Origin of the sequence: Shinella sp. HY16 (assembly GCF_028534175.1) — a bacterium.
GTDB lineage: Bacteria > Pseudomonadota > Alphaproteobacteria > Rhizobiales > Rhizobiaceae > Shinella.
On sequence record NZ_JAHYXL010000001.1, the window covers coordinates 2,853,300 to 2,871,996 of the forward strand.

Sequence of the window (18,697 nt, forward strand, 5' to 3'; positions counted from 1 at the left end):
CAGGCATCACCGCATCAAGCGGGCCGAATCCCACCCGTCAGAGCAGGTCCGCCGTGCGCTGGATATTGTAGGCCGCGCTCGAACCGCTGGAAACGATCGTCAGGAACTTCGCAAGGTCCGTCGCAACGTGGCGCGCCAGATAGACGACGTCCTTGTTCCGAACGGGGAAGTTCTGCGCGACGATATAGCTCTGCGTTGCCCCGAGATCGAGGCGATAGACGATCGGATAACGCCCTTCCGAATCCGCCACCATGCCGCGGGCGATGAGGTCGCGGAAGCGATCATCACCGACAACGGTGCGGTAAACGTTCTCGTCCTCGTAACGGAAGACGAAATAGCCCTTCGGGTCGGCCGTCGCGACATTGCCGCCGCCGGCCAGCGCCGCAGCTTCGACAAGGCTCAGCTTGGCCGCGTCGAACGGAATCTTGCCGGACTTCTTCGTCTGGCCGAGTGCAGCGAAGGTCTGCGGGTCATAGGTCAGATAGATTTGGTCATCCGGCTTGACGTAGATGTCGTCCTTCGGATTGTCGATGACCGACTGCAGCAGCACGCTGCGCGTCTTGCCGCCGCGCTTGAGGCTGACATAGGTATCATAGGGCGGCTTGGCGGCGCCGCCGGCCATGGCGATCACTTCGCTGATATGCTGGCCGCTGAGGCCGAGCGGCACGATGCCCGACTTGTTGACGTCGCCCTGAATGGAAACGGTGCGCGAGGCATTGCCGGCCATGGAAACGATGACGTCGGGCTCGACGGCCTTCGCCTTCAGCGCATCGACGATCGTGGCACGCGCCGAATCGATCGTCATGCCGGCAAAGCGCACGGAACCGACATAGGGAATCTGGCCATGGCCATCCGGCTGCACGATGACGGGGATCGTCGTGGACTTGCGATCATTTGTGGAGAACAGGCCGTCCGGGCCCGCTTCGAAGATCGTGACTTCCAGGCGATCACCGACGCCGATGACCGGCGTGCCGCCGCCACCGCCGAAGCCGAAGGTGCTGGACAGGCCGTACCGCTTGGCCGCGCTGACACTGTTGGCAACGCGCTGATCGACATTCACGACGTCGAAGATCAGCTTGGTCTGGGGAATTTCGTAGGACTTGCCGTCCGCGCCGGCCGAAAGGACCTCGTGGGTCAACGGGCCATCGCTCGGAACCACGCAGCCCGCCAGCGTCAACAGGGCACCCGCCGCAATAATCCGCGCAAATGCGCCCAAAAGCCTGCGCGGCGTGCCCACGTCTTCAATTGCGATCATCACTTAGCATTTCCCTTCGACCGTACCTCACAAGGCACGGGGCAAGAGCCAGCCGCTTGCCACGACAGGGCGCCATAGACATGCAGTTCCAATGTCTCGTCAAGTCCCATGACCAAACCTTGTCCCACCACGCAAGCCCATGCGGCCCCCGCCGACACCATGGAGCAAATCCCTTGCACATTCGTTACGGTCTGAAAAGACGGCGGGCCGTTTGGCGTTGAAAATCAATTTTTTCCACCAGCTTTTTCAGAAGGAGTGCGACAAAAAGAACGCAACTTTTCCTCCACCCGCCCGACAGCGAACGCGCCTCCCAACCCACAGTTTATGCACATGCCTTGCCCGGCTCTGACCTTCCGGGGGCGACCGGGCGCAGAAAGCAGTGACGGGGGAGATGGGCAAAAATATGGGTGGCGGTTATCGCGCCTGCGCGGAACGGGTTCGCCGCGCGGGACCGGCAGGGCTGCCTCACACCGCCTCGATAGGTTCGGGTACAGGCACCTCCGCCTCTTCCGGCTGGATACGGAACCAGGCGATATAGAGCGCCGGCAGGAAGAGCAGCGTCAGCACCGTGCCGACGATGATTCCGCCCATCATGGCATAGGCCATCGGCCCCCAGAACACCTCGCGCGAAATGGGGATGAGCGCGAGGCTGGCGGCGGCCGCCGTCAGCATGATCGGCCGCATGCGATGCTCCGTCGCCTCGCGCACGGCCCTCCAGGCATGCATGCCCTCCCGTCTTAGGTCCTCGATCTGCACGACGAGGATGACCGAGTTGCGGATGAGGATGCCGATCAGCGCCAGCACGCCGAGAATCGCGACGAAGCCGAGCGGCGCCCCGCTGCCGAGCAGCGCGATGACGACCCCGATGAGCGCCAGCGGCGCCACGGCGAAGACGAGGAAGAGCCGCGAGAAGCTCTGGAGCTGGAGCATCAGGATCGTCGCCATGGCAAACAGCATGAGCGGCACGACCGCGACGATAGGCGCCTGGCTGTCAGCGCTTTCCTCCACCGTACCGCCAACCTCGACCGCATAGCCGGAGGGCATCTCCGCCTGGAAGGCGGAAACGTCCTTTTCCAGCCGCGAGACGATCGTCGCCGGCTGCACGCCGCCGGTGATGCTTGCCTTGACCGTGATGGTCGGCTGGCGGGAACGACGCCAGACGACGGGCTGCTCCATTTCGTAGCGAAAGTTCGCCACCGCGGCGAGCGGCACGGAGGTGCCGTTGGCCGTGGGCAGCTGGAGCTGACGCAGCGTCTCGATGGACTGGCGCTCGGCGGCCCGCGCCCGGCCGATGACGTCGATCAGGTAGACGTCGTCGCGGATCTGGGTGACGGCCGTGCCGCCGACGACACCATTCAGAGCGGAGGCGATGTCCTGCGAGGTGACGCCGAGCTGGCGTGCCTTGTCCTGCAAAACATCGACCTTCACCACGCGGGCGGGCTCGTTCCAGTCGTAGACGATGTCCCCGAGCCGGGTGTCCTTGCCGATGACTTCGCCGAAGGCAAGCGCCTGCTTGCGCACCTCCTGGATATCCGGACCGCTGACGCGGTACTGAATCGGCCGGCCGACCGGCGGACCGATGTCGAGCAGCTTCACCAGCGCGTCCGTGCCGACGAAGGTCTCACGCAGATAGGCCTGGAGATCGGCCCTCAGCCGGTCACGCGCCTCCAGGTCCTTGGTGACGATGACCGTCTGGCCGAAGGCCGGCGACGGTGGCTGAACGTCGAAGGACAGAAGGAAGCGCACCGCGCCCTGCCCGATATAGGAAGACCAGCGCTCGATGTCCGGGTTGCCCTTGAGCTTCTCCTCTTCCAGTTTGGCGATCTGCGCATTGGTCTCGGCAATCGAGGCATTCTGCGGCAGCGACCAGTCGATGATGAGCTCCGGCCGGTCGGAGGACGGGAAGAACTGTTCCTGCACGAAGCGCATGGCGAAGACGGAAACGCCGAAGACCAGTACGGTCGCGACGATGGTCGTCCATTTCCAGTGCATGCAGGTATCGAGCAGGCGCGCGAAGGTGCGGGCGAACCAGCCCTTCTGCTCGTGATGCTTCTTCATCGTCTTCGGCAGGATCGTCACGCCGAGCAGCGGCGCGAAGATGACCGCAACCACCCAGGAGACGACGAGCGAGATGGCGATGACGACGAAGAGGCTGAAGGTGAATTCGCCGGCCGCGCTGTTGTTGAGGCCGATCGGAATGAAACCCGCCACCGTCACCAGCGTGCCGGTGAGCATGGGAAAGGCGGTGGACGTATAGACATAGGTCGCCGCCTTGCGGAGCGAATCCCCCATTTCCAGCCGCGCCACCATCATCTCGACGGCAATCATCGCATCATCGACGAGCAGGCCGAGCGCGATGATGAGCGCGCCGAGCGAGATGCGCTGCAGCGAGATGCCGTCGTAATACATGAAGACGAAGGTGATCGCGAGCGTCAGCGGGATCGACAGCGCCACGACGAGACCCGCGCGGATACCCAGGCTGACGAAGCTGACCGCGAGCACGATGATGACAGCCTCGAACAGTGCCCGCGTAAAACCCGACACCGCCTCCTCGACCACCTTCGGCTGGTCGGAGACGAGGTGCACGTCGACGCCGACCGGCAGTTCATGGGAAAGCAGCTCGATCTCCTTTTCCACCGCCGCGCCGAATTCGAGCAGGTTCGAGCCCTGCTTCATGCCGATGGCAAGGCCGATGGCCGGCTCGCCGTTGAAGCGGAAGAGCGCCGATGGCGGGTCCTCGTAGCTGCGGGTAATCGTTGCGATGTCGCTGAGGCGGAAGAAGCGGTTGTTGACACGCAGATTGACGTCGCGAAGGCTCGCCTCCGAGGCGAACTGCCCGCCGACGCGCACGCTGACGCGCTCGCCGCCGGCCTGCACCACGCCGGAGGGCGCCACGGCATTCTGGGCCTGCAGCGTGGACACCACCTGCTGGGTGGAAATGCCGAGGGCGGCAAGCTGGCGCGTCGAAAATTCGAGATAGATCACCTCGTCCTCAGCCCCGACGAGATCGACCTTGCCGATATTGGGCACGGTGAGGATGCGCCGGCGGGCATCCTCGACATAGTCGCGCAGCTGGCGCGGCGAGAGACCATCGGCGGTGAAGGCATAGATATTGCCGAAGACATCGCCGAAGCGATCGTTGAAGGCCGGGCCGACGACGCCGGAGGGGAATTCACCCCTGATGTCGCTGATCATGTTGCGGACGGTCACCCAGGTGGGAGCAACGTCGCGTGCACGGGTCGTCGGCTTGAGGTTGACGAAGATCAGCGTCTGGCCGGGTGTCGTGATGCTGCGGGTGAAATCGAGCGATTCCAGTTCCTCCAGCTTGCGCTCGATGCGCTCGGTCACCTGCAGCGTCGTCTCTTCCACGGAGGCCCCGGGCCAGGCAGCGCTGATCGTCATCGTCTTGATGGTGAAGGAAGGATCCTCCTCGCGGCCGAGATCCTGGTAGGCTAAGAAGCCGAGCAGCGCGAAGACGATCATGAAGTACCAGACGAGCGATGCATGATCGAGCGCCCAGTCCGAAAGGTTGAACTTCTTCATAGGCCTGCCTCGTCTTCAACCTTGATTTTCTGTCCCTCTTCGAGGCTGTTCACCCCAGCCGTGACGACCCGGTAGCCGGCTTTCAGTCCACCTGTGACCTGAAGCGTGCGCCCGGCAACGGGGCCTGTCTCGATCGGCACCAGATGCACCTCGCCCTTCTCGCCATCGACCAGCCAGACATTCGGCTTGCCGTCCTTCCGAAACACGGCGGTTTCAGGGATCACGATGGCAGTGAGGCCCGGCCCTTCGAGCTCGGCGGTGATGGTTGTACCGAGGCGAACGGTATTCGGCGGGTTTTCCAGCGCGATCTTCACCCGCCGCGTGCGCGTAACGACATCGGCGGACGGCGCGACCTCGCGCACCACACCTTTCACCGTGACGTCGGGGTTGATCTGCAGGGAGACGGTGAAGCGGCTGCCGAGGGCGATGGCCTCCGCCGTCTCGGGAATATCGACCACTGCATCGCGCTCGTCGGGCCGCGCCACCGTGACGATCGCTTCGCCGGGCGAGACGGTCTGCCCAACCTCGGCACCGGTCGCCACGACGACGCCATCGAATTCGGCAAGGATGCGGGTGTAGGAAAGCTGCTCTTCCGCCTTGACCAGCGCCGTCTTCGCTCGCGTCAGGCCGGCATCGGCCGCCTCGCGGGATTGTTCGGCGCTTTCGACGGCGGCCTTGGCCGCAGCATTCGACTGGAGCAGCGTCTTCTGGCGCTCCTCGGTCGCGATCGCGCTTGAAAGCGTCGCCTCGGCGCTGGAAAGCTCGGCACGGGCCGAGCGCACGGCAAGTTCATAGGCCGTCGCATCGAGGACGGCGAGCTCGTCGCCCTTCTTCACGAGATCGCCGACATGAACGGTGCGCGAGACGAGGCGGCCGGAAACGCGCGAACCGAGCGCAGCCTGCACCTTGGCCTGCACCGTGCCGGCAAAGCGCGTTCCGGGCAATGCGGTGGGCACGACCACCATGGAGAGAACCGGACGCGGCGGTGCGGCCGCCTCTTCTTCCTTCTTGCAGCCGGCAAGCGCCATGGCAGCGATGACGACCGTTGCGAGAGGTACATGTTTCCTCATCGGGCGGCTCCTTCGATCGCGGTGACGGTCTGGCCGGGGCGGAGCAGCTTCGTGCCATTGGCAACGTAGGTTTCCCCCTCCTCGATGCCGCCCGAAAGCAGCGCGACATCGGTCTCGAAGGACAGGACCTCCACCGGGCGCAGATCCACCGTACTGTTCGCCTTGTCGACGATCCACAGCGCCGGCTTGCCATCAAGCCCAGCCGACAACGCCTGCCACGGCACCACCGCCACCCGGCGCGGCGCCAGGGCGCCCACGCCGACGACCGAGGAGCCGAGGGTCATCTCCGGCGGCGTGCGGTCCATCGCGATCTTGACGCGCACCGTGCCGGTCTCAGCGTCGATTGTCGGCGAGACCTCGCGCACATTGCCGGTCGTGCGCACGCTGTCATCGCTGAGCAGGGTAACGGTCACCCCATTTTCCGCCGGCCGGGCGAAGAACAGCGATTCATAGACATTGAAGACGGCGTCGCGCGGACCGGTATCGGCAATCGTGAACATGGTCTGCGCCGCCTGCGCCACCTGCCCAGTTTCGGCCAGACGCGCGGTGACGATGCCGTCGGCGGGCGCACGCAGTTCGGTGTAGGACAGCACCTCCTTTGCCGTGTCGCGCTGGGCGATCGCCGCCTCACGGGCGCTTTCGGCCGTGCGCAGGGCCGTTTCGGCATCGTCGAAATCCCGGCGGGTGCTGATGCCGTCGCTCAGCAGGGATTTCTGGCGGTCGAAATTGGCCCGGGCGAGCTTGAGCTGTGCTTCCGCAGCGCGCACGCCGGCTTCCGCCGCCTCGACATCGGCCCGCTGCTCCTCGGGATCGAGCCGCGCCAGGACCTGCCTCTCCTTGACCGCACCGCCGACATCGACGAACCAACCGGTGATACGGCCTCCGACGCGGAAGGAGAGATCCGTCTCCACCCGTGCGACCACTTCCCCGGTAATGCTGATCGTCTGTTCGCGCTCCTCGAAATGCACGGCGGCGGTGTGGACCGGCCGCGCCGCGCTGTCGGCCCATGCCGGCCAGACGGCGACGGAAAGCGCCAGCACCGCCAGCAGCATCCTGCCCGCCCTATTACCCGCTGAGGTCATCGCCGTCTCCACCGTTGCAGAATACCCATTTAATATGGGTCCTCATTATATCGCGAAGATCAGACTGACAAGCCGCACCCTCTTCAGGCGCTGTCTTGCCGCAGGCGAGTGTGGCGGAGTCCGGCAAAAAAGCCAACCGGGAAGATTCTTTGGTAGAGGAATATAATAAGCCATATTTCTCAGCGCACTAACGGCAGCTTCGCCATCGTGTGCAGACAAGAAAGCCGCCGGCAGCCGCGAAACCTTTCCGGTTCCCACTGGGCTGCGCGACGGCTTTATCGGAGCGTCATTCGTTGGACGCTTCTCTTTCGGCCCCCTCTGGACCTGCAAGGAAGAAAGCAGAAAGCGTGCCAGATCGATGACGCGCAAAATACAAAAATGATTTCATATTACTAAAGCGATTTATAATAAAAACATCGGTCGAACGACCGTATCGGCATGGCCAATTTGTGTGCAGCGCACAAACGTTGTGCGCCTTTTTCGTCCAAAAAAACGGCCCGGTGAACGGGCCGCTTTTCAGATTGATCTGTTGGAAGGCTCAGAACTCTTCCCAATCCTGCGCCGCCGCACTGGCCGCAGCCGCCTGTCCACCGCCGCCAAAGGCGCGGGCCAGCGTGTTGCCAAGCGCCCGCGCGCCGGAGGTGGCCGGGCGATGCTCGGCAGCTGAGGCGATCACCGGGCGAGCGGCCGCGCCGGTGCCGAGGCGGAACTGCGCGATCAGGCTGTTGAGCGCGGCTGCCTCGGTTGCAAGCGAGTGGCTTGCCGCCGTCTGCTCCTCCACCATGGCCGCGTTCTTCTGCGTACCTTGGTCGATGGAGTTCACCGCGGCGCTGATCTCGTTGAGGCCGGTCGATTGCTCTCGCGCCGACCGCACGATGGCCGCGACGTTCTGGTCGATCTCCTGCACCTGATCGACGATCTCCGTCAGGGCCGATCCCGTCTCGCCGACCAACGCCACGCCGAGATTCACCTGCTCGCCCGATTTGGTGATCAGCGCCTTGATTTCCTTGGCGGCATTGGCCGAGCGCTGCGCCAGTTCGCGCACTTCCTGTGCGACGACCGCAAAGCCCTTGCCCGCCTCCCCGGCCCGCGCCGCCTCGACACCGGCATTGAGCGCCAGGAGGTTCGTCTGGAAGGCGATCTCGTCGATGACGCCGATGATGTTGGAAATCTCCCGCGAAGAATTCTCGATGCCGCTCATCGCGCTCACCGCGCGCTGCACCACCTCACCCGATTTCTCGGCACCGAGGCGGGTCCGCTCGACGAGCTGACCGGCATCCTCGGCCCGCTTCGTGGCGTCCTTGAGCGAGGTGGTGATCTCTTCGAGCGCGGCAGCCGTCTCCTCAACGGAGGCAGCTTGCTGTTCGGTCCGCTTGGCGAGATCGTCGGAGGCCGAGCGGATTTCCGCCGAGCCGGCCTGGATGGCATTGGCGTTGCTGCCGACCGAGCGCAGCGCCGATTGCAGCTTTTCGACCGAGGCGTTGAAGTCGTGGCGGACCTGGTCGAGCGAACCGGCAAAGGCTTGCTCGATGCGATGCGTCATGTCCCCATCGGCCAGTTTGTGGAGACCTTCGGCAAGCGCATCGACGGCAATGCGCGTCTGGCGCTCGCGTTCGGCAGCCTCCTCGGCACGCTGACGGCGCTCGTCTTCCGAAAGCGCACGGTTCTGCTCCGCTTCCCCCTCGAGCCGCACCTTGGCAAGCGTCGCATCCCGCAGCACGGCAAGCGAGCGGGCCATTTCGCCGATCTCGTCCTTACGCTCGGATTCGCTGAGATCGACATCCGTGCGGCCATGCGCGATCTCGCTCGTCGCGACGATGACGGTTTCGAGACGCTTGCGGAAGCGGGCGGCGAGCAACCAGCCGATGGCGATCATCAGGCCGGTCGCGATGGCAATCACGATGATCGAGGTGACGGCAAGCGCGGAGAGATTGGCAAAGAGCACCGACTTCGGCACCGCGACCACCGTATACCAGGTCGTGCCCGGCACCAGCGGCACCGGCACAGCCACCGCCATGGAGGTGAGGCCGTTGGCATCGGTGATTTCCATGGCCTTTTCCGGATTGGCGATCAGCGCCTGCCAGGCCGCGGTGTCGAGACCGGAATCGCCGAGCGTCTTGCCGAGAACCGCCGCATCCGGATAGCTCACGATGCTGCCGCCCTGGCTGAGCAATGCGACATAACCTTCGCCGAGCGGCTTCAACTGCGCCATGTCGGCAGCCAGCGCGTCAAGCGCGATATCGACGCCAGTAACGCCCTTGAAGGCGCCGTCGAAGCTGAGCGGCACCATGAAGGACGTCATCAGCACGCTCTTGTCGCCGATGACATAGCTATAAGGCTCCGTGAGGAGATCTTTGCCCGTGGCCTTCGGCACCTGATAATAGTCGCCGGGGCCGGGCTTGTCGTAATCGACGAGCGCGACCATGTCGACCTTGCCCGCGTTGCGTACGAAATAGGGAATGTAGCGACCCGTGGCGTCGTGTCCCGGCTGGTTCACGTATTGCGCATCCTTGCCGTCGAAGGCATCCGGCTCCCAGCCGGTGCTGACGCCGAGCGCGAAGGGATTGTCGGCCATCAGACGGTCGAATATGCCGTTCATCGTCTCGCGGCTCGGGGCATTCGTCGCCTTCATCGCGTAGAGCGCCGAGCGCATGTTCCAGCTCAGCGCCTTGACCTGCGCGAAGTAGGTCTCCACTTCGCCCGCGCTCGCCTCTGCCGCGTTGACCATTTCCGAAATGGAGCGCTCTTCCACGGCGCGGTAGGACAGAAAGAGCAGAACGCCCGCCGTCGCAACGGTGGTGGCAACACCAGCCGCCACGATGGCGAACATGTTTCGGGCAGTCGCAGTCTTCGGCAGCATAACGTCTCCTCCCATCCGCGCGGGAAAATCCGCAGCGGCAGTCATCACAAGAATGGCGGAACATGCCGGCAGACGCGGCGAAACAGGGACGAAGTCATTTCGCAGGCCGGCAGCGTAAGCGCATGCTGGTTTATGAATGGATAAAATTTGAACCAACCGGTTGTGGAACAGAATGGGTGGAAAACGCGTCCCAACCATAGCCGGTGGACGCGGCGGAGGCCCTTGCCGTTCAAGAAAAGTGAACGATCCGTTCGTCCAGCCCGATCTTCCGGCCGTGCCTGCGAAGGGCGATATTCGCCTCAACGCAAGGCCCCGAAGCGGGGCAGCACAGCCATCCCGGACATCCGGGGAAAGGAGCTTCGTCATGACCCTGCAGCTCACGGGCATCCACCACCTGACGGCAATCACCGCGAACGCGCCGGAGAACCTGCGCTTCTACACGCAGGTCCTCGGCCTGCGCCTCGTCAAGAAGACGGTCAACCAGGACGATACCAGCGCTTACCACCTCTTCTACGCCGACGGTCTCGCCTCGCCCGGCACGGATCTTACCTTCTTCGACTGGCCGGTCGGCCACGAACGGCGCGGCACGCACAGCGTCTCGCGCACCGGCCTGCGCGTCGCCAGTCTTGCGACGCTGGAATGGTGGAAGGCCCGCTTCGGCGAGCTGAAGGTCAAGGCCGGCGAGATCCGCGATGTCAGCGGCCGCGCAAGCCTCGATTTCGAGGATGGCGAAGGACAGCGCTTCCGCCTTGTCGTGGACGATGCCGGCACGCCCGCCAACCCCTGGGAACGGAGTCCGGTTCCGGCCGAACACCAGATCAAGGGTCTTGGGCCGATCACGCTGAGCGTGCCGGATATCCGCAACACGGAAGCGGTGCTGATCCAGGTGATGAACATGCAGGAGACCGCGACCTATCCCAATCCGGACGGTGCGGGTGACGTGCACGTCTTCTCGATGGGCGAAGGTGGCCCCGCAGCCGAGCTGCATGTCGCCGTGGAGCCGGATCTCCCGGTCGCCCACCAGGGCGCCGGCGCGGTGCACCACGTCGCCTTCCGCGCACCGGACGAGGAAGCGCTGCATGCCTGGACGGAGCGCCTGCGCGGCTTCCGTCTGCCTTCCAGCGGCGAGGTCGAGCGCTTCTACTTCCGCTCGCTCTATTTCCGCGAGCCGAACGGCATCCTGTTCGAAATCGCCACGGACGGTCCCGGCTTCGCCGTGGACGAGCCGCTTGAAACGCTCGGCGAAAGCCTGTCCCTGCCGCCCTTCCTTGAACCGCGCCGTGCGCAGATCGAGGCACGGCTGAAGCCACTCGTCTAGGCTTCAACAAAACCCCGGCGTGACAAACGGTCCGCCGGGGTTTTTTATGCCTTTGTTTTGAAAGGAGAGTCGGGATGACGAAACTGGTGGCAATCTCGGGAAGCCTTCGCAAGGGTTCCTACAACACGGCGCTGCTGCGCGCTGCCCTCGCCATGGCGCCCGAAGGGGTGGCGATCACCGAAGGCTCGATCCATGGCATTCCCCTCTATGACGGCGACATTGAGGCCGAAGCGGGCATTCCCGAAGCGGTGACGCGCCTGAAGGAGCTTGTGGCGGCAGCCGATGGCGTCGTCCTCTTCACGCCGGAATACAACAACGGCATTCCGGGCGTCTTCAAGAACGCCATCGACTGGATGAGCCGACCCTCCACCGACATCGCCCGCGTCTTCGGCGGCAAGCCCTTCGCCATCACCGGCGCCTCGCCGGGCAATTTCGGAACGCTTTTGTCGCAGGAGGCTTGGCTTCCCGTCATGCGCACGCTCGGCACCGTGCCCTGGTTCGGCGCCAAGCTTTTGGTCTCGCGCGCCGGCAGCGTCATTCAGGACGGCCGCATCGCCGACGAGGCGACCGAAAAGAAACTCGGCGACTTCATCGCCGGCTTCTCTGCCTTCGTGACGGAATACACGCGGTAACGGACCCGATCCACGGCAAAAAAAGGGGGCGCTTCGCAGGAAGCGCCCCCTTTCCGTTCGCCCCGGCGTCAACCGAGTATGCGTTCCCTATAGGCCCGGGCGAGCTCCATATCCGCCATGCCGATATCGTGGCCTGCGGCAAGCAGCCGGTTCTCGACCGATGCGCCGGCCGCCCTCAGATGTGCCTCCAGGTCACCGGCATAGACCCCGTAAGGATCCGATTGACCGGTGATCATCAGCACGTTCACCCCCGAAAGGTCCGCTTCCGGCACAGTCTCCAGCACGTTCATGCCCCGCAACAACACCGCGTTGCGGATGATGCCGGGATGCAGCAGCATGATCGCGCCGATCATGTTCGCACCGTTCGAATAGCCGACGAACAGCGTTCTCTCCGGATCGAGCCCATAGGCCGCATTCGCCCCTTCCATGAAGGCCGCGAAGGCTTCCGCCTCCCCTGCAATGTCCTTCTGGTCGAAGGTGACGGCAGTCAGCCGGCGGAAGAACCGCGGATAGCCTTCGTCGACACTGCGGCCGCGCGGACTGAGCAGCACGGCATTGGGCGCGAGCTTCGTTCCGAAAGGCAGAAGGCTCGCCTCGTTGCCGCCGGTGCCGTGAAGGAGCACGACAGCGGTGCCATCAGGATTTTCCGGCCGATGCACCCGGTGGATGAAGGGCAGGTCCCGCTCGGTCATGCGTTCCTCTCCCGGCAGGGAGAACTGTGGAAGCCGCGCCCGCACATCCTCCGGGTCAGCGCGAAAATGCTTCGGCACGAACAGTTTCTCCCCGAGCGCCTCCAGCGGTTCATCCACTGTCATGCCGGGACCATCGGTCGCGTATTCGAGCAGTGCACCACCGGGTTCACGCACATAAAGCGAGTAGAAGTACTTCCGGTCGTGCATGTTGGTCTCATCCGCCTCTTCGGTGGCGAGTCGAGCAGCGACGGCCTCTACCGCGGCGCGGTCCGGCGCGCGCAGTGCGACATGGTCGATCGTCCCGGTGCCGGGCGCGGACGTCCAGAAGCCGCTCGCGTCGCGGATGTCGAGTACGTCGGCCACATCGCCGGCGAGACGGGTGATGCCATTCGCTACCGCCACCTCCCGGTAACCGAAATGACCGGCGATGAAGGCCGCGGTCTCGGTCGGCTTCTCGGAAAAGATTGTCGCGCCGCGGATGCGCTGGATGGCATCGGCGGCCGCAATGTCCTTCGTGACATGCGGCGCCGGGCCGTCCACACCCGCTTCACCGACGAGCTTGACGATGATACCGTCCGGGTCCTTCAGCCGCAGCACCGGCTCGCCGAACTCCTGCGCCGGGCCGCTCATCGCGATGTTCTGCGTCAGCGCGCGCGTCAGCCAGAAGCCGATCGCCTCCGGCTTGATGGAGAGGGCGATCTCCGCAGGCTGGCCGAGACCGACGCGACCGGGCGAGCCATCCTCCCAGGCAAGAAAGGTGACCAGCGAGCCGGGGCTGGCCGCCGCGTCGCCATAGATGAGATGAAGCTGATCGGCGTCCTCGTAACCCGCCGTACGCTTGACGAGGCGCAGGCCGAGGAAGCCCACGTAGAAATCGACGTTCGCCTGGATCTTCCGGGTAATCGCCGTGATGTGATGGATGCCGCTGACCATGAGGCACCTCCTTTCGAAGGCTACACAATCAGCATTCGACATCCCGCGCCAGCCGCTGCCCGGTGAATGCACTGTCCACAAAACGAAACCGGCCCCGCTGGCGGGCGGGGCCGGTGGATCCCGGTGCCAGGGACACCGGATCATCTGGATTGGGTTCAGGCGGCCGCGATACGGGCCGGCGACATCGCCCGCGTTGAAGCGGACGGATCGTTGAGAAGACGACGGATTGCCGCGCGCACCTCGTCAGCCGAGGAGAAACGCTGGGAATCCAGATCCCAAACGGAATATTTGACGGCCACGAATTTCAGCCGATCCTCATCGGGAACGACAACACCGACGGCCTCACCACCGATTTCGATAACCTGCTTTTGCATAACAACTCCTGCCGCGCCGAAGGCACAGCTCATTCAAATCTTGCGCTAAAATCGAGGAGGGAAGTCAGATCACATTCGACGGAGTGCCGTATGCGCTTTCCCTGTAATCGTTTCACGACAGGAGTACGCCACACGCACGGAGGCGATGCAGTTGATATCGTACATGACACACTCCCTCTTGCTGGCGCTGACGCTCTAAAATGGACGCGTCAGAGGTGACCGGAATAAAACGCATGCGGTCTTCATGCGATGCTCCAACACATAAGCGCCCCTCCTTTCCTTGTCAATGGAATCCGCAGAAATTTGGAATAAATTACTGCGGAATTTGTGTGACAATTCGAATCGCAAAATAATCTTCGCGTCCGCAGCATTTTTCAGGAAAATATGTCGCGAAGACGAACATTCCGGGGAAAAGCCGTGACGCAACCAGATCGCGCAGGCACAACCATGCGCTTGCGCCTGGCGGGCAAAACCGAAAACCGGGGGCAAAGCTTCCCGTTGCCCTGCGGACACACCCCTTGAAGGAAGCGGGGAAAAAACGCTGTGGGACCATTCTTTTTTTAGGGGGAGGCTCGATCTTGCCGCCAAACATGAATAAAGAATGAATCGCGATTTTGTTCTGTTAATAAGTACGCCACGACCGCTGGCAGGGTAGGCCCATGAATTTCACCAGAACGCTTTTTCCGTTGAGCATGCTTCTCCTGTCAGGCTGCGTCGTCGGCCCCGACTACCAGAAGCCTGAGACCGCCCTTCCGGCCAAGTTTTCCGAAAGCAAGGCGACGAGCGGCGAGAGCGTGACGCTCAATCCGTGGTGGGAATCCTTCCGCGACAAGCGCCTCAACGATCTCGTCCACCAGGGCATGGCCGAAAACCTCAGCGTGCTGCAGGCCCTCGAGCGCATCACGGCGGCAGAGGCGAATGTCGTCGTGGCCGGTGCCGGCGCGCTTCCCAGCATCGGCGCTTCGGCGGAAGCATCGGCAAGCGGCCAGGACGGCGACTACCTGCGCCGCACCTCGGGCGGCTATTCATCCTCCTCGAAATCGTTGACCGCCGGGGCGAGCGCCTCCTGGCTGCTCGATTTCTTCGGCCAGTACCGCCGTTCGAAGGAAGCCGCGAACGCCTCGCTCGACGCCGCCTATGACGACGTCAACGTTGCGCGCCTCGCCTACCTCTCGGATCTCGTGTCGAGCTACGTCAATGCGCGTTACTACCAGGAAGCGCTGGCACTCAGCCGCAAGAACCTGGAATCGCGTCGCGAGACACTGAAGCTGACCAACGAGATCAAGGAAGCGGGTGCCGCCTCCAGCCTCGACGTGCTGCAGGCAGAAGGCCTCGTCAACCAGACGCTGGCCGAGCTTCCCGGGCTTGAGACCGGCTTCCACCAGTCGGCAAACCACATCGCGACCCTGCTCGGTCTGCCGGCCAGCACGATCACGTCCAGCCTGATCAAGGGCTCGGCACAGCCGATGCCGCGGTATGCGACGCGCACAGGCATTCCGGCAGACCTCATCCGCAACCGTCCGGATATCCGCGCGGCCGAGCGCCGCCTGGAGGCGGCAACGGCGCAGATCGGCGTGGCCGAAGCCGACCTCTATCCGAGCATCGAGCTCGGCGGCTCGATCGGCGCGACGCGCAACTTCACCAGCGCCGCCACCGGCAACCTGACGAGCTGGTCCTTCGGCCCGACGCTGACGCTGCCGATCTTCAACGGCGGCTCGCTGAAGGCGCGTGTCAAGATTGCCCGCTCGGAAGCCGAGCAGCAGTATCTGACCTGGAAATCCACCGTGCTGAACGCCGTGGAAGAGGTCGAGAACGCGCAGGCCGCGCTGATTCGCGACGGCCAGACCGTCGCAGCCCAGCGCAAGGTCGTGAACTCCTACGAACAGACGCTGAATCTTGCCCGCGAAAGCTATCGCGGCGGCGCAAGCACCATCCTCGACGTGCTCGACGCCGAGCGCAACGTCGCAACGGCCCGCCTGCAGCTCGCTTCCGCGATCCGCCAGCTTGCCCGCGACTTCGTCGCCCTCAACGTGGCGATCGGCGGCGGTGCGGAAATCGGCTCGGCAACCGTCGCCAGCAAATAAGCGGAAACAGCGCTTCCGGGTAGCATACCCGGTGCCGGACAAAACGGGAGCGGCAGGCGAAGGCTTGCCGCTCCCGTTCTTTTTTCGGGAAAGCGCAGAAGCAACGTTAGGGCGTGAAAAAGCCCTCTAGTGCCGCGGCCGTCCTGCCGTAGTGGTCGCGCAGCGCCGCAGCGGCGCCTTCCGCGTCCCGCGCAAGGGCAAGCTCCATCAGCCGCCGGTGCTCCCCGGCCACATCCCGCGTGGCTCCGGCGAGACTGACGGAAAGCCGCCGATACCGGTCGGCGCGTGAAAACAGCTTGTCGCAGATCTCCAGCAGGCTCGGGGAGCCGCAAGCCGAGACGAGCGCGGCATGAAAGACCGCATGGCGCGCCTCCCAGTCCTCGCGCATCGCCGAGGGGATATCCTCGCGCGCCTGCGGGATGCGTGCCATCAGATGGTGTGCCGCGATCACCCTTCCCTCCCAGTCGGCATCTCCCCGCAGCACCGAAAGCCGGAGCGCCTCGCCCTCGCAAAGCTGCCGCGTCGCCGTGATGTCGCGCAGCTCCGCCAGCGAGAGGCTCGCAACGCTGTAGCCGCGATGATCATCCAGCACGGTGAACCCTTCCGCCGTCAGCCGGGCCAGGGCCTCACGCACCGGCGTCACGCTCATGTCGCACAGCGCCTGGAGATCGGCAAAGCGCAACCGGTCGCCGGGCTTGAACGCGCCCGTGCGGATCGCCTGCCGGATCGCCTCGTAGGCATCGCCCGCCAGGGTGCGCCCGCCTGCCTTCTTCTGCTCCATCTCATCCCGCCGAATTTATAAAAGCTTTAGGATTTTCGAAAATCGTTGACTTCATGTAAAACCAAGGGAATGGTGCGCGCAACCGAAATCGGTGACATCCAACGGAGGTTCTCATGAAACTGGTGCGCTTTGGCGCGGCGGGCGCGGAAAAGCCCGGACTGATCGACGCGGACGGCAAGATCCGCGACCTTTCCGGCGTGGTGCCGGATATTGCAGGCGACGTGCTTGGTCGCGAAGGCCTGAAGCGCCTTGCCGCCCTCGATCCGAAGAGCCTGCCACTCGCGCCGGAAGGCAGCCGCTTCGGCGCCTGCGTGGGCCGCGTCGGCAACTTCATCGCCGTCGGCCTCAACTATGCCGACCATGCAGCCGAGAGCGGCATGGCCGTGCCGAGCGAGCCGGTGCTATTCAACAAGGCCCCCTCCTGCGTCGTCGGTCCTGACGACACCATCCTCATCCCGCGCGGTTCGGAAAAGACCGACTGGGAAGTCGAGCTTGCCGTCGTCATCGGCGAGCGTGCCTCCTACGTCTCGGAGGCCGATGCCCTCAACTATGTCGCCGGCTATTGCGTCTGCAACGACATTTCCGAGCGCGCCTACCAGCTCGAGCGCGGCGGCCAGTGGACCAAGGGCAAGGGTTGCCCGACCTTCGGCCCGATCGGCCCCTGGCTGGTCACGACGGACGAAGTGGATACGGCCGACCTCGCCATGATGCTCAGCGTCAACGGCGAACGCGTCCAGAACGGATCCTCGAGCACCATGGTCTTCAAGGTGCCCTTCCTAGTGCACTACATCTCGCAGTTCATGGCGCTGGAACCCGGCGACGTCATCACCACGGGCACACCGCCCGGCGTCGGCATGGGCATGAAGCCGCCGCGTTACCTGAAGCCCGGCGACCGCATGGAAGTCTCCATTGCCGGCCTCGGCGTGCAGCGTCAGGTCGTCGCTGCGGGATAAGCCCTTCATCGCATGGCTGAAAAAGCGAGAGGGGCCTCAAGGGCCCCTCTTTCGTGTCAGCGATCAGTGCACCGTTGCAGGCGAGGCCTCATCCCCGAGAATGCGGAAAGCCTCATCCAGCGCGGCCACAAGAATGTCCGTCAGCTCGTCGACATCATTTTCAAGGAGGAAGAGCGCGACCGTTGCATTGTCCGGATCGCTGTAGCGCTCAAGGTCGTTAGACATGTCATTGTCCCTTTCCAGCCGGCACCATCCCGGTTAACGGAAAGCATAGGGACGCAGGCTTGCGTCTGGCTTGTGCCGGAAAGGTACAGGTTGCGCAAGGACGAATCCGTCAACCGCACCAGGATTGGTGCCTGCCCGTCCATGGCCTCGCCAGCCCCTCCCCGACCAGCCGCTGGCCGACCGACTGGCCGCCCCGCAGCACGAGATGTGGCGCTGCGCCGGCCTTTCCGGACGTCCCGCCTTTCGCCACCAGCGTGACGTCCCCCTCGTTGAGGATTTCGCGCAAGCGAAGCTTCGCATCCCCCCCACGCAGGCGCTCCGCATCGCAGCGCGCGCCAGCGATCGCCGGCGTATCGACATCGGCGAGCCGCACCTTGCGGCCGGCATAGAGGATCGTGTTGCCATCGAGCACGCAGTAATCCGTCTGCGTCGTGCAGATGAACCATTTGCCCGAAAAGGCCGGCAGTTTCTCCGGCATCGGCAGGGCCTGCTCCACGGCCTTTTCGACCGGCCGCTGCTTCGGGCGCGCCAGCACAGCCTCGCGCTCGACCACCTTTTGCTTGCGCTCGACAGAGGCTGTCTTGATCCCTGTCGCCTGCGTTTCGGGGGCCGGCAGGCGGTTGTCCATATAGAGAATGCCGCCGACCACCGCCGCGCCCAGCAAATACCAATGCGCCATGCCGCCGCCGCGCCGCGCCGGTGCCGCCCGCTTGGTTCCCGCCCGTTTCTTCCGCCTGCCCGCCGTCTTCACCATCACCTGTCTCCTGCGCGAGACAGTGCGACGATCTCTTGAAGATATGGTTACCAGACTGCACCGGCCAACGCCTTTCGGCTCGTGGGAGCTTACCGGGTCGTATTGGACGCGGGGGTCGGGAATAACGGCTGGCAACAAGGC

At 64.1% G+C, this 18,697-nt stretch carries 14 protein-coding genes; 4 read left to right on the forward strand and 10 right to left on the reverse strand.

Features of this window, described 5'->3' with window-relative positions:
• Positions 1–37: 37 nt before the first annotated feature.
• The 5 genes from K0P03_RS14190 to K0P03_RS14210 form a co-directional block, all read right to left on the reverse strand.
• Positions 38–1,255 (reverse strand): polysaccharide biosynthesis/export family protein, encoded by a 1,218-nt coding sequence (locus tag K0P03_RS14190; protein ID WP_272790485.1) that lies wholly within the window; start codon positions 1,253–1,255, stop codon positions 38–40.
• 465 nt (positions 1,256–1,720) lie between these two features.
• Positions 1,721–4,798 (reverse strand): efflux RND transporter permease subunit, encoded by a 3,078-nt coding sequence (locus K0P03_RS14195; protein ID WP_272789913.1) that lies wholly within the window; start codon positions 4,796–4,798, stop codon positions 1,721–1,723.
• A complete protein-coding gene (locus K0P03_RS14200; protein ID WP_272789914.1) occupies positions 4,795–5,868 on the reverse strand; it encodes an efflux RND transporter periplasmic adaptor subunit in 1,074 nt (357 codons plus the stop codon). The genes K0P03_RS14195 and K0P03_RS14200 overlap by 4 nt, the downstream gene beginning before the upstream one ends.
• Complete coding sequence (locus K0P03_RS14205; protein WP_272789915.1) at positions 5,865–6,950, reverse strand: efflux RND transporter periplasmic adaptor subunit; 1,086 nt, start codon at positions 6,948–6,950, stop codon at positions 5,865–5,867. The genes K0P03_RS14200 and K0P03_RS14205 overlap by 4 nt, the downstream gene beginning before the upstream one ends.
• Before the next feature lie 538 nt (positions 6,951–7,488).
• Positions 7,489–9,810: a methyl-accepting chemotaxis protein gene (locus K0P03_RS14210; protein ID WP_272789916.1), complete on the reverse strand. Its 2,322-nt coding sequence runs from the start codon at positions 9,808–9,810 to the stop codon at positions 7,489–7,491.
• A 364-nt stretch (positions 9,811–10,174) separates the two neighbouring features.
• Here K0P03_RS14210 and K0P03_RS14215 point away from each other — a divergent pair, with 364 nt between their 5' ends.
• Together K0P03_RS14215 and K0P03_RS14220 are read left to right on the forward strand one after the other, a co-directional pair.
• Positions 10,175–11,128: a ring-cleaving dioxygenase gene (locus K0P03_RS14215; RefSeq protein ID WP_272789917.1), complete on the forward strand. Its 954-nt coding sequence runs from the start codon at positions 10,175–10,177 to the stop codon at positions 11,126–11,128.
• 74 nt (positions 11,129–11,202) lie between these two features.
• A complete protein-coding gene (locus K0P03_RS14220) occupies positions 11,203–11,760 on the forward strand; it encodes an NADPH-dependent FMN reductase (protein WP_272789918.1) in 558 nt (185 codons plus the stop codon).
• Positions 11,761–11,828: 68 nt separating this feature from the next.
• Here the strand turns inward: K0P03_RS14220 and K0P03_RS14225 are convergent, their stop codons facing one another.
• Both K0P03_RS14225 and K0P03_RS14230 read right to left on the reverse strand, forming a co-directional pair.
• Positions 11,829–13,385, reverse strand: a complete 1,557-nt coding sequence (locus K0P03_RS14225) for a VOC family protein (protein WP_272789919.1) — start codon at positions 13,383–13,385, stop codon at positions 11,829–11,831.
• A 155-nt stretch (positions 13,386–13,540) separates the two neighbouring features.
• The gene (locus tag K0P03_RS14230) at positions 13,541–13,759 is read right to left on the reverse strand and encodes a hypothetical protein (RefSeq protein ID WP_024270827.1); all 219 of its coding nucleotides are present in this window, start codon (positions 13,757–13,759) and stop codon (positions 13,541–13,543) included.
• Between the two features lie 659 nt (positions 13,760–14,418).
• Between K0P03_RS14230 and K0P03_RS14235 the strand changes: the two genes are divergently transcribed.
• Complete coding sequence (locus K0P03_RS14235) at positions 14,419–15,843, forward strand: efflux transporter outer membrane subunit (RefSeq protein ID WP_023514546.1); 1,425 nt, start codon at positions 14,419–14,421, stop codon at positions 15,841–15,843.
• Positions 15,844–15,949: 106 nt separating this feature from the next.
• Here K0P03_RS14235 and K0P03_RS14240 read toward each other — a convergent pair whose 3' ends face one another.
• Complete coding sequence (locus tag K0P03_RS14240; protein WP_050744059.1) at positions 15,950–16,624, reverse strand: GntR family transcriptional regulator; 675 nt, start codon at positions 16,622–16,624, stop codon at positions 15,950–15,952.
• A gap of 113 nt (positions 16,625–16,737) precedes the next feature.
• Here K0P03_RS14240 and K0P03_RS14245 point away from each other — a divergent pair, with 113 nt between their 5' ends.
• Positions 16,738–17,577 (forward strand): fumarylacetoacetate hydrolase family protein, encoded by an 840-nt coding sequence (locus K0P03_RS14245; RefSeq protein WP_050744058.1) that lies wholly within the window; start codon positions 16,738–16,740, stop codon positions 17,575–17,577.
• Between the two features lie 63 nt (positions 17,578–17,640).
• On the opposite strand, the gene K0P03_RS14250 is transcribed toward K0P03_RS14245, so the two are convergent.
• Together K0P03_RS14250 and K0P03_RS14255 are read right to left on the reverse strand one after the other, a co-directional pair.
• The gene (locus K0P03_RS14250; protein ID WP_023514549.1) at positions 17,641–17,802 is read right to left on the reverse strand and encodes a hypothetical protein; all 162 of its coding nucleotides are present in this window, start codon (positions 17,800–17,802) and stop codon (positions 17,641–17,643) included.
• A 109-nt stretch (positions 17,803–17,911) separates the two neighbouring features.
• Positions 17,912–18,556: a thermonuclease family protein gene (locus K0P03_RS14255; protein WP_272789920.1), complete on the reverse strand. Its 645-nt coding sequence runs from the start codon at positions 18,554–18,556 to the stop codon at positions 17,912–17,914.
• Positions 18,557–18,697 lie beyond the last annotated feature (141 nt).